This window comes from Janthinobacterium sp. UMAB-60, assembly GCF_900095235.1.
Classification (GTDB): Bacteria; Pseudomonadota; Gammaproteobacteria; order Burkholderiales; family Burkholderiaceae_D; genus Janthinobacterium.
The window spans coordinates 181,744-194,075 of record NZ_LT607493.1; the positions used below are offsets into that span (position 1 = coordinate 181,744).

Annotated in this window: 9 protein-coding genes; all 9 read right to left on the bottom strand. The window is 64.3% G+C overall.

Features of this window, described 5'->3' with window-relative positions; translation table 11 throughout:
- Positions 1-112: 112 nt before the first annotated feature.
- The 9 genes from K0F86_RS19300 to K0F86_RS19340 all read right to left on the bottom strand — a co-directional run bounded on the left by K0F86_RS19300 (position 113) and on the right by K0F86_RS19340 (position 12,198).
- A complete protein-coding gene (locus K0F86_RS19300; protein ID WP_219135877.1) occupies positions 113-1,240 on the bottom strand; it encodes a HAMP domain-containing sensor histidine kinase in 1,128 nt (375 codons plus the stop codon).
- Between the two features lie 49 nt (positions 1,241-1,289).
- Positions 1,290-4,394, bottom strand: coding sequence for a DEAD/DEAH box helicase (locus tag K0F86_RS19305; protein ID WP_219135878.1), 3,105 nt, complete (start codon positions 4,392-4,394; stop codon positions 1,290-1,292).
- Between the two features lie 210 nt (positions 4,395-4,604).
- Complete coding sequence (locus tag K0F86_RS19310; RefSeq protein ID WP_257572240.1) at positions 4,605-5,096, bottom strand: YbjN domain-containing protein; 492 nt, start codon at positions 5,094-5,096, stop codon at positions 4,605-4,607.
- A 30-nt stretch (positions 5,097-5,126) separates the two neighbouring features.
- The gene (locus K0F86_RS19315; RefSeq protein ID WP_219135880.1) at positions 5,127-5,804 is read right to left on the bottom strand and encodes a hypothetical protein; all 678 of its coding nucleotides are present in this window, start codon (positions 5,802-5,804) and stop codon (positions 5,127-5,129) included.
- 9 nt (positions 5,805-5,813) lie between these two features.
- On the bottom strand, positions 5,814-7,547 hold the full coding sequence (locus K0F86_RS19320) for a putative porin (protein ID WP_219135881.1): 1,734 nt from the start codon (positions 7,545-7,547) through the stop codon (positions 5,814-5,816).
- A gap of 36 nt (positions 7,548-7,583) precedes the next feature.
- Positions 7,584-8,300 (bottom strand): hypothetical protein, encoded by a 717-nt coding sequence (locus K0F86_RS19325; protein WP_257572241.1) that lies wholly within the window; start codon positions 8,298-8,300, stop codon positions 7,584-7,586.
- 10 nt (positions 8,301-8,310) lie between these two features.
- Positions 8,311-8,721 (bottom strand): biopolymer transporter ExbD, encoded by a 411-nt coding sequence (locus K0F86_RS19330; RefSeq protein ID WP_034753784.1) that lies wholly within the window; start codon positions 8,719-8,721, stop codon positions 8,311-8,313.
- A gap of 13 nt (positions 8,722-8,734) precedes the next feature.
- Entirely contained in the window at positions 8,735-10,516 is a 1,782-nt protein-coding gene (locus tag K0F86_RS19335; RefSeq protein ID WP_219135882.1) for a DUF2341 domain-containing protein, read from the bottom strand.
- A gap of 56 nt (positions 10,517-10,572) precedes the next feature.
- Entirely contained in the window at positions 10,573-12,198 is a 1,626-nt protein-coding gene (locus K0F86_RS19340) for a ShlB/FhaC/HecB family hemolysin secretion/activation protein (RefSeq protein WP_257572242.1), read from the bottom strand.
- Positions 12,199-12,332: the final 134 nt, after the last annotated feature.

Consider the following 12,332-nt stretch of genomic DNA (forward strand, 5'->3'; position numbering starts at 1 on the left):
GCTACCGTGGGCAAACCATGCCATTCACTTCTGCACCATGATGGACGGCACAATAGGTTTACGTCAAGGAATTATCACGGTTGCCTTCAGCGGAAGCAAGGCTTTTCCTTGTCTAGACAGGAAGCGGCAACCAAATGCGGAAAAGCGCCCCTCCTTCGGGCAGATTATGCCCTTGCAAACTCCCCCCATGCACCTCGACAACGGCGCGCGCCATGTACAGTCCCAGGCCCGCACCCGGATGCGTGGCATCGATTCCACGGAAACCTTTTGCGAACAACTGGGCCAGTTCTTCTTCCCGCAAGCCGGACCCCGCATCGCGCACGCACAGTTCCACGCCGCCCTCGGGCGCCAGCCTGGCCGATACGGTGATGCTGCTCCCCGGCGGGCTGAACTTGACGGCATTGTCCAGCAGGATTTTCAGGCACAGGGCCATGCCGGGCACGTCGCAGCGCAGCCTGGCGGGCAAGTCTTCATCCAGTTCCAGCTGCACGGTGTGGCTGGCCGGCACGGTGGCGGCCGCCTGCTGTAGCAAGGCCAGCGGCGCGATGCCGTCGGCGGCCCGCTCGCGGCCAATGGCCGCCATGCGCTCGGGCGACAGATAGTCGTCGATCATGCCCAGCAGGCGGTCGACGGCCGTCTGGATTTTCACGTAGCGCTTGCGCGTGGCCTCGTCGGCGTCTTTCGACGTCGACACGAGGCGCTGGATGGCGCCGTCGATGGTGGCCAGCGGCGTGCGGAATTCATGCGACAGCATCGAGGCGAAGCGCTTCTGCTCCTTTTCCCGCTCGGCTTCCTGCGCGAGGACGGCGCTGACGTCGCGCACCGTGCCGACAAGAGTCACGCCGCGCCCGTATATGGCAGGCACGATGGTCGAGCTGATTTCCAGCGCCAATAGATGCCCGTCGGCATGTGGCAGCTCCACTTCGCGCAGCAGGGATAAACGGCTGGCGTCGCCAGCGCGCCAGCGCTGCAAGCGGGCCGGCAGATCCGCCGCCAGCTGCGCCGCGTGGCTCTGCAGGGCGGACAGGTCGTAACCGCTCATGCGCTGCACGGCGGGGCTGATGTAGAGTAATTCGAGGGTCGTGGCGTCGAGCAGGAAGGCCGCGTCGCGGCCGTGCTCGGCCAGCAGGCGGAACTGCGCTTCGCCCGCCCGCGCGCGCAGCAGGGCGCGGCGCAACTGGACGAAACGCAGCGCCATGAGGATGGCGCCGGCAAGCAGCAGAAGGAGGAAGGGCAGCATGCTTTATACCTGGCAAGAAAGAAGCGCCAAGTATAAGCGTGCGGCGCCCTTAATCTTCCAGTGGGGCGAAAATCTGCTGCAAGTCTTCCTGCGTGAGCGCCATCTTCTGCGCTTCGCCTTCGGCCAGGATCGATTGCGCCAGCTCCGATTTCTTTTGCTGCAGCAGTTGGATTTTTTCTTCCAAGGTGCCCTTGGCGATCAGTTTATACACGAACACGGGCTTGTCCTGGCCGATGCGCCAGGCGCGGTCGGTGGCCTGGTTTTCCGCCGCCGGATTCCACCACGGATCGTAGTGGATCACCGTGTCGGCGGCCGTCAGGTTCAAGCCCACGCCACCCGCTTTCAGGCTGATCAGGAAGATGGGCACGGCGCCTTGCTGGAAGGCCGCCACTTGCGCGCCCCGGTCCTTCGTCTCGCCCGTCAGCAAGGCATACGGAATGTCGCGCGATTCCAGCTCTTCCTCGATCAATTCCAGCATGCTGGTAAATTGCGAGAAGACGAGGATCTTGCGCCCTTCATCGAGCAAGTCTTCCACCATCTGCATCAGGTCGAGCAGCTTGGCCGAACCGGCCGACTGCTTCTTCGCCGGCAAGGATTTCACCAGACGGGGATCGCAACACACCTGGCGCAGTTTCAGCAGCGCTTCGAGGATGACGATCTGGCTGCGCGCCACGCCCTTCTTGTCGATTTCTTCGCGCACTTTTTGATCCATCGCAAGACGCACGGTTTCATACAAGTCGCGCTGCGGCCCCGTCAATTCCACCTTGCGCACCATTTCCGTCTTCGGCGGGAGCTCTTTGGCCACATTGTCCTTCGTGCGGCGCAGCAGGAACGGTTTGATGCGGCGGTTCAGCAGCATGCGGCGCAGCGGGTCGTCCTGGCGCTCGATCGGATGGCGGAACTGCGTATTAAACGTCTTCTCGTCGCCCAGCAAGCCCGGCAGCAGGAAGTGGAATTGCGACCACAGTTCGCCCAGGTGATTTTCCAGCGGCGTGCCGGACAAGCACAGGCGGTGGCGCGCGCGCAGCAGGCCCGCGCTTTGCGCCGCCTTGCTGCGCGTATTCTTGATGTAGTGCGATTCGTCCAGGATGACCAGGTGGAAATCGTGCTCGCGCAAGGTTTCCTCATCGCGCGGCAACAGCGCGTAGGTGGTCAGCACCAGGTCGCATTGGTCGATCTGGTCGAATTGCTGGGCGCGATCCTTGCCTTGCAGCAGCAACACTTTCAGGCTGGGCGCAAATTTTGCCGCCTCGTCCTGCCAGTTGCCCATCAAACTCGTCGGTGCAATCACCAGCGCCGGATGCGTGAGGCGTCCCGCTTCCTTTTCCACCAGGATGTGCGCCAGGGTTTGCACGGTTTTTCCTAAGCCCATGTCATCGGCCAAAATCCCGGCCAGGTCATGGTCGCGCAGGAATTGCATCCACGCCAGACCATCGGCCTGGTAATCGCGCAGGGTGGCTTGCAGGCCCGCTGGCGCCGCCACTTTTTGTACGGAACCGAACTGGCTCAGCTTGCGGCCCATGGCGCGCAACTGCTCGCCGCCCGTCCAGCGCAATTCCAGCCCCCGCGCCAGCTCTTCCAGGCGCGCCGCGTCCAGGGTCGACATGCGCACCGCATGTTTGATCTTGTCGCTGAAATACAGTTCGCCCAGGGTGTTCAGGATGGGGCGCACACGGCCCCACGGCAGCGCCACGCGCGTGCCGTCCGGCAAGGTTGCCAGCATCTGGTCATCATCGGCATGCGCCTCGATGACTTTCGGGTTGAAATCGTTGGGCGCGTTGCGGATCAGCTGCACCAGCACGGGCAGCAGCGGCACTCTTTCGTGATTCACGACGATGCCCAGTTCCAGCTCGAACCAGGCGTTGCCGCTGTCCGGATCCTGGTCGTCGATTTCCGCGTACCAGTCGCCCACGTCGCTCACGTCGTAGCGGTACTTGGCCGTCTTTTCCACGATCCAGCCCTGCTTCCGCAAGGCATCGATGCCGGACTCGGCAAAACGCAGCCATTCCGCCTGGGAAGGCAGTTGCAAGGCGCCCTTCAAGCCGCTCAGGGGGGCAGAGCCCGGCTTCTTGAATTGCAGCTCGGCCAGAGTGGCCAAGGCGCGCGCTTCATCGAGCGTATTTCTCTGGATAATTTCCGTCACCTCGCCCACTTGCCGCACCACGCGCTGCGACGGGTCGAACGAGACTCTTTCGCCATCGTAGTCGTAGGACAGCACGGCGAAGTCGCTCCAGCGCTGCGCGCTGCCATCGGCCAGCATGGCGCTGTCGAGCAGCAAGACCGGTTGCGCCGGCACGTCCTTGCGCAAGCGCTGCGGCAACGGTTGCGGCAGCGGCATCAAATGCTGCAAGCCCTGCGCCAGCAGCAATTGCGACACGCGCACCTTGTCGTTCGCGTTCAACGGCGGCGCCTGCGCCACCAGCGCCTGCAGATCGGCGAGGGAAATGTCGGAGCCGCCCTGGTTCAGTTCCAGCACGCCGCACGACAGGTTGTCGATGTACCACGGCGGATCGGTGGGCAGCATGTAGTCGATCTGGTCGGCGCCATGGTGCTTCGCGCCTTCCGGCGGGTCCACTTGCCAGCCCAGGCGCATGGTCTTGCCTTCGTCGCGCCAGAACAGGCGCGCGGGACGCACGGGACCTTCCTTCAACGGATACACGAGGCCATTGCCGACGTCTGCCCAGGAATTGGCCCACAACAGTTTATCTTGCTCGGCCAGCATTTTCAGCAGGGCAGCGCCCACCTTGCCCTTCGGCTCCGTGGCGCTGCCCGTCTGCGAATTCTGTCCGCTGCGCATGGCCACGAAGAAACGCACGAGGTCTTCGTCGGCCGGCGTCAAAAACGTGGGCGGCGCCGACAGCAAGGAAAAGATTTCGCTGATGGGAGTAGCGGCCGCCACGTCGCCATTCGGCCGCAGCCGCGCCTTGTACAGGCACAGGGCCACGTGGCGGCCACCGCTGGTGGGCGCCAGCACGTAGATCAATCGATGCTGGTTGAGTTTGGGGTCTGGCTCGGCAATCGTCAGCACGGCCTTCGGATGGGCGGCAGCCTCCACCCGCTGCAGCCAGGTGGCGACGGCATACGGCAAAGGCGCTCCCGGCGCGCTGGCCGGGGCAACTGGGGTTTCACTGGTTTCGTCGCGGGTAAAATCCATGGGGCGCATTTTTGTGTAAAGGTCGTATCCAAATCGGCAACAGGCAATATTATCCGCCATACAGGCGTTGCTGGCTTGATTCACACACGCTCTTTGAACAGTTTTAATGCGCGATGCCTAAAAAATAAGTATGTAATACGACACTTGGAGCCCGCCAGCGGCAAAAAAGGTCCGTTACCGGCCATCTTCGCCGCCCGTGCAAGCTTCTTATCAGGCCGGCACAGTTTCTTCTTCCACCACGCTGGCGGCCTCGACTACCGGTGCCGTGCTCGTATCGGCTGGCGTAAAGTTGCGCAAAAACAAGAAGAATTGGCCCATCATCTGCGTCCACAGTTGCAGATTGATATTCAGGTACTCGCGGCTGACGCCACCGGCGACCAGCACATCCATTTCCAGCACGACGAAATCGCCATGCTGGGCCACGCGGGCAAAACGCTTGCTGCGGTGCCATTCGGCCAGCAAGCCGGCCGGCAAGTCGCCGCCCTGCACGCGCAGCGGGCAGCTCAGGGTCAGGTCCGCATACTGGCCAGGCGCCGTTTCATTGCCCCACAGCACTTGAAAGCCGATGCCATGGCTGGCGCTGTGCAGACGCACGACGCCGTCGTGTTCGATGCTCGTCACGGCGCAGCCGGCCGCCTTGATGGCCTCGGCCGTTTGTTCCGCATTCAGGGTGCTCAGCAAGTTGGTGTTGGTGTGTTCCATCGTCATTCCATTCATTTCAAAGAAGTAAAATTATTGGGGTGCAGGTGTTTCGGTTTGACGCGCATCAAAGCGCCCCTGGTACAGCTGGTCACCATATTGCTGGGCGATTTGTTCCAGCTTGACTCTGCTTTGCGCGGCGAACGGCTGGCGCGCCTGCATGACACCGAGCACGTCCAGGCTTTCATACGCTTGCAGGATTTCCTGCCCGGCCGCATACAGCTGGGCATTCTTGGCTTCGCAGCGTGCCAGGGCGCCGCGCTGCGATGTCACTTCGCCGTCCAGGCGCGCCCGTTCCGCTTCGATCTGCTTGCCCGTGGCGGCCAGCTGTTCGCTGGCCTGGCGGTACTGCGCCAGGCTGGCGCTGGCCTCCTGTGCGGCAGCGGCGCCGCGCTGCTGCTCGGCTGCCAACTTTTCCCGCTGCGCGCGCTCTTGCGCCAGCTGCGACTGGCTGCGGGCCAGCTCCTTTTTCAAGCCATCGCTGGCGGGCGCGGCGGCAGCAGCGGGCGTCGCCTTGGCGGCAGGCCCGCCCTTGGCTTTGAGCACTTCCAGCTCGCCACGCGTCTGCTGCAATTGCGCCGTGACATTGCGCAATTCGGCCCGCAGGCGCTCTTCCATGCTTTGCCCCTTCTGTCCCTGCGCCTGGGCGGCGCCACCGGCCAGCAGCATCAGCAGCAGGAGCGGCAAGCGCGTTTTGTTGAATCTCAACATCATGGCTCCTTAAAAACGCGCGTTCAATTCGATTTGCAGGGTGTCGATCGACAGCGCCGAACCGAACACTTCGCGGCTCGACGTCCAGCGACCGTTCAACCAGGTATTCTTGTCGAGCGCATACGCGCCGCCCAGGTAGTAGCCGCGCGCATTTGTGCCGCCCAGGTGGAAGGTGGAATCGTTGTAGGCGTCAGGCAAGGCATCCGGTTCGATGCGCTTGTAGCCGAGCAGCACGTTCCAGTCGCCGCGCGCCGCCGGGCTGGCCTTGCCCAGAGTCGCCTGCAGCATGTAGGCATTGCCGCCGCTCCTGAAATCGGCTTGCGAGACGCCGCCCGTGCCGCCGAAGTTGTTCATGATGCCGCCCTTGGCGCGCGCCCACATTTCACTCTTGTCGTAGGCCATGTTGCGCACATAATCTCCTTCGATGCGCAAGTCCGTGCCGCCGGCCACCTTGCTATCCCAGCGCGCATTGATATTGGCCAAACGGAACTTCGACGCCAGGCCCACGAATTGCGGCTGCGGCGTGTTCGCCGGGTCGAGCGGGTTCAAGGCGATATTGCGCAGCAGCATCAAGCTATTGCCCTTTTGCATGCTCGATGGACGCGACCAGTCCGTGCTGCAGCCATCGGCGCCCGCGTACAGCGCACACGGCTGCGAGTATTCTCCGCTGATGTTGCGGAAGTTGTAGTAGGCCAGGGCGCCACGCAACTGGTGGTCGCTATTGATTTTCCACGAGGCGCCAGCCTGCGCGCCCAGCAGCCATTTGTTTTCGCTGGACATTTTTGCCTGGCTGCGGCTCGGCGCATTGTCGGACGAATATTCGAGCGGAATCAGGCCCAGCGTACCGAACACGGTGACGTCCTTGCTGTCGCCGACCGGTTGCTGCACCTTGGCGGCTATGCCGTCGAAATTGAGCTCACTGGAAAACAGTTCGTCGCCCGACACGAACGGATTGTCGAAGCGGCCGGCCGTCAGTTTCAGCCAGGAAGCGGGCTGGTACGACAGCCAGGCCTGATCCAGCCAGATGTTTTTCTTGCCCAGGCCACCACCCAGGGTTTGCGTGGTGGAAACCGGGCTGTCGTCATTGCCGCTGGCCAGGCGGATACCCGCTTGCGTGCTGTCGGAAATGTCCGCCAGGATGCCCAGGCGGGCACGCGCGCGCAGCAAATTCTTGCGATCCTGGCGCGTGTTCAGCAGCGCCGGCAGGGCCAGGTTGGTGTTCGCATTGACGTCATAGCCGCTGCCGCTGTTGAGCGAGCGCCAGTCGATCTCGATATTGCTGTTGGCCATGTCGTAGTAGCGCGATTCGTAGCGCGCGCGCACATCGCCTTCGACGCGGATGCGCTTGGTCCAGGCCGGCGTTTCATTCGGCGCCGCCCAGCCGCCCGCCTTCGCCTCGGCCAGCACTTGCCCCTTGATCTCGTCGCGGATCTGCTCGCGCACGGTTTGCGAAATATACGGCACGCGCACGTCGCCCGCCTGGGCTTGCGCCAGCGGTGCGGAGGCGGCGGCCGGACGGGCTTGCGCCGCGGCCAGCGCTTCGCTCTGCGCCTGCGCCAGCAGCGCCTCGCCGGCATCCTTGTTGAGGGCGCCGCTCTGGATCAGGCCGCGGATCAGCTTGACCATGGTGCTGTCGGCCGGTGCTTGTGCCTGTACCGCGCCTGCCGCCACGCTCAGGGCGAAGGCGGCCAGCGCCAGCGGAAGGCGACGCAGGCGCTGTGAGGGAGAAAATAAGGAATTCATTGTTTCTTTCGAAAAAAATTAATATGAATGTGGGCGCTACGGCCGGCGGCCCTTGATCGATACTCTCGCGGGAAAACGCAATGACGCCGGTGGCCGCTCATCGGCGCGGAAGTCGCGCACCATGGCCAGCACCTGCTCATCCGTCTGCGCATTGCCCGTGCCTTGCACAAGGTGGACCTTCGACGTCCGGCCTTCCGTATCGAGCCACAGGTCGACGCGGATGTCGGCGAACGCCAATTGACGCGTGCGCGGGTCGCGGGCAAAGGCCATCTGCAGGGCGTTGGCCACATAGCGGCCATACGATCCCGCGCCGAGGCCGCCGCCACCGCCGCTGCCGCTCATGCCGCCGCCGCGCCCGGCCTGGATGCCGAAGGCGTCGCTGCCGGCCTGCGCCGCGCCATCGATGGTGACGGGGTCGCCCTTGTCCGGCGACGGGCTTTCCGGCGCGTCATCCATGGGCTTGTCGGCCGGCGTCGGTTCCGGCTCCGACACTTCCGGCACCACCTTGTCGGGCGTCGGTTCCGGCAATTTTTCCGGTTCCGGCGGCGGCGGGGGCGGCGGTGGCAGCATCAGCATCGGCGGGGCCGCCACTTCGCGCTTCGTGGCCGCCGTGTCGGACAGCAAATACCAGACCAGCGCGGCCAGACCAGCGGCCAGCAGCGCGCCGCCGGCCACGCCGCCCCAGCGGCGCCACCACTGCGCCGCGCCCGACGGTTCCGAGGCGGCCATCTTCATCATGTCGTCACGCTTCACCTTGCGCTCCTCATGCCGGCTTGCCGGTCACCAGGCCCACCTGGTTCAGGTCTATGCGGCGCAGCAAGTCGAGCACTTCGACCACTTTCGCGTACTGCACGGCAGCATCGCCGCGCACGATCACGGGAAAGTCGGGCGTCAAGGCCTTTTCCGTGCGCAAGCGCTCTTCCAGCTCGGGCAGGGTGACGGGATAGGCATCGAGGAAGACCTGGCCCGCGTTGTCGATGGTGATGGCCTTGGTCTTCGGTTTTTCCAGCGCCATGGCCGAGCTGGCCTTGGGCAGGTCGACCTTGATGCCGGGAATGCTGGCATTGCTGGTCAGGATGAAGATCACCAGCACCACCAGCAGCACGTCGACGAAGGGCGTGATGTTGATGCCGCCGCTACGCTTGCGGGGGGTAAACTTGGCGGAGGTGGCCATGGTTATGTACCCCTCACGCCTGTTGCAGCACGGGACGCATCTGGCGTCCGTCGCCCTGCTCTTCAGCCAGGCGCGTGGCAAATTCATCGACGAAGACAGCCATATCGGCGACGATGGCGTCGGAACGCGAGGACAGCCAGTTGTAGCCGAACAGCGCGGGAATCGCCACGCCCAGGCCGGCAGCCGTACACAGCAGCGCTGCCGCCATGCCCGGCGCCACCGAGTTGATGTCCACGGCGCCGGCCATGGCCGCCACGACGAACACCAGCATGATGCCGATCACGGTGCCGAACAGGCCGACGTACGGCGCGCCTTCGATGGTGGTCGAGAGCCAGATCATGCGTTTCGACATGCGCTCGCTTTCGCGCACCATCACGCCATCCATGGCAGCGCGGATGGCGCCGATGGTGGCGTTCGAGACGGCGTTCAGGTCGTAGCCACGGTCGTGGCGGCGGCGCATCTCGTCGATGGCCACGTCATACAAACGCCACAGCGAGGAATCCGTCTTCACGGAGGCGCTCAGCTTGCCATTGCGCGCCAGGTGATCGAGCGGCGCGCCGGCCGCTTCGTGGAACGACTGCATGAATTGCGCATTGGCGCGCGCGATGGCGCCATAGCTGCGGCCCTTGCCGATCATGATGATCCACGACAAGACCATCATCAGGCCCAACAGGCCGACGACGATCCAGGCGTCGAGCGGCATGGCGGCAATGATGAAGCCGAAATGGCTTTTGCCGGCCTGCTGTTCATCGGCGCCAAACACGGCCAGGCGCGATTCGGAACCTTGCGAGACGGCATCGGCCAGCAACAACGCATCGGGACGGGCCGTGCGCGACAGGCGCAGTTCGTCGATGGCGCCCGTGAAGTTGGCCAGGGCGGCGGCGCCGGCGGCGACCGGCGGCGCATCGGCGCCCACCGAAGCGGCAGTCGTAAAAGCCGGCAGGGCGGTGGCCAGCGAGACGGCCGGACGGCCACCCACGTACAGGGCCACGTTGGCTTTGTCGGCTTTCACCGCCAGGTGCGACCATTGCGCGGCCTGAATCGGCTGGCCCGGCTTGCTGCGCTGGCCATTCACCTGCACGAACGGCACGCCCTGGTCTATACCGATCAGCAATTCATTGGCGCCGTCGCGGCGCGCATACAGCACTTGCTGCGCGCCCAGGCTGTCCGGGCGGACCCAGGCCGAGAAGGTGAATGGCGCGCCAGCGGCCAGCGCCAGCGATGGCGAGGCGGGCAGCATCAACGGCGTCGTGCCCAGGCGCGCGCCGGCGCCGATGACGGAACCGTCGAGCGCCGGCACGGCCGTCTGCGCATGGTTGCCGTAGGCGGTGCTGTCGCGCGAAGGCACGCCAGGTTCGGTGAAGTGATACACGAGGCTGTAGTCGGGATCGAACGTACGCTGGCCATTGCCGGAAGCGGGCGCCTTCGGATTGCCGTAGTACATCCACAGCTGCTGCGGCGTGCCGGCCGTCAGGGCCGGCACGTCGACCCAGATCAGGGCGATGCCCAAGAGCGGATTGAATTGCTCGATCTGGTGGTTCAGCACCGTTTTATCGTCGCCCGCCACGAAGCGCAGGTCGGCGCCGTTGTCGCTGACGCCTTCGAAGTTGAAGTTACCCGAATGCAAGCGCAACAGCACGGGAATGCGGCCGGGATCGCCGCCCACGGCACCAGCCTTCGGGCCGGCATCGACGGTGACGGGTTTGCGGTAAGCCCAGTCGGGCTGCCACCAGGCGTGCGCCAGGCCGGGAACGAGCGTGCCCAGGATCGTGAGCAGAAAAAGAAAACGTTGCATGACAGTGATTCTCCGAAGAAAAGTCTAAAAAAGTGCAGTGCTGGTTGGCTGGGCCGTCAGTAGCTGGCCGACAGGTTGAAATTGATGCGGCGCACGTGTTTGTGCGTGCGCGGGCCATCGCGCAGCGGATACGAAAAGTCGATGCGGCCATTCAGGTAGCGCAGGAACTGGAAACTGCTGCCCAGGCCCACGGAGGCCAGGCCGAACAGGTCTTTCTGCTCGATCATCGGATCGCGCAGGCGCAGGCGCGCGCCATCGGCAAAGGCAAACAAACGCCAGTTTTCCAGGCGGCTGAAATACGTCAGCTGCGGCGTGCGCCATTCGACGCTGCCGGACACGCCGAAGTCGCCCGTCGCTTCGGCCGACAGGTAGCCGCGCACGGAATTGGCGCCGCCGGCGGCCATCTGTTCGCCCGACACCAGCGCCGCATCGGCCAGCTGGCCCGCCAGCTTGCCGTACAGCTGCGCGCCGCTGCCCAGGGTATACGTGGCGTTGGCGTCGCCCTTCAGGACGAGGAAGCTGGGCGAGGCCTTGTAGCGCTTGTTGTCGTAGGCCGCGCTGTCGCTGCCATAGCCGAACGAGGCGCGCGTGCCGGCCACCAGCGACAGGCCCAGGCCGTAGGTTGCCGCCTCCGTCTGCGCAAAGCCGTTATACGACACGCTCAGCGGCACATATTTCAGGGGAATGCTGCTGCCCGCGCCATTGAGCTTGAGCGCTTCCTGGTTATCCTTGAAATCGATGCCGGCGGAAAAACTGTGCCACCAGATGCCGCTGTTGGGCACCGTATAGTTGACTTTCATGCCCAGCGCATGGCCCTTGCCCAGCACGCTGGTGCCGCCCGTGCTGGCGACGTTGCTGTTCGACTGGTAGCCGGTCGCTTCCAGGCTCCAGCCCTGCGTGCCGATCGGTGCCACGTACGAGGCGGACCACACCTTGGTCTGGTTCAGGTCGCCCGGCGTGCCGAAAAAGCTGATGGTGGCGCTATGCCCGAGCTGCCACAGATTGTCGTGGCCGACCGACATGCTGGTACGCAATTTCTTCGTATCGGCGCTGTAATCGTTGTTCAAGCCGACGCTGGCGCGCCACGGGCTGCTGTCTTCCACTTTCAAGTCCACGTCCATGGTGCCGGGCAGGCTGCCCTGCTTGACCAGCGGCATCACCTGACGCTTGGGACCGCGGTTCAGGGCCGTCAATTCCACTTGCGCCTGGGTAAAGTCGGGCACCTTGCCCTCCGTCAGTGCCGGCACTTGCTGGCGCACGTCGAGCGGCGAGTTGTATTGCGCGCCGACCACGCGCAAGCGGCCCACCTTGGTTTCGCTCACCTGCAGCACCACCACGCCCTGCTCCACCTGCTGCTCGGGCAAGTCGACGTAGACGGACTGATAGCCCCGGGCTTGATAGGCCGCAACAAGGGCGTCGCGTGCCCCTTCCACGTCCTTCAGGGTGCGGCCCGGCCCCAGGAACGGCGTGACCGCCTCTTCGATGGCACGCGCGTCGAGCACGGTATTGCCGCGCACCAGGTATTCCTCGATCGTCACTTGCCGTTCCGGCGCGGCCACGGGGGCCGCCGCCGGGACGGCGTCCTGGGCGCGCGCCATGCCGGGCAACGCCAGCATGGCCAGGCACAGCAGGCTCAAGGCGGTCGCGGGCGCCTGCGGCGCGCCGTTACCTCGTTTCTTCATCTCACGCATATTCCATTCACCTCAAAATCAAACGGTTGCCCTACCCGGTATCGCGGCGCCGAACGCTATGCTCGGCAAGACAGTACCTAGACGAACGCCGCACGCACGAACTGACGTTTGTCATCAAATGTTCA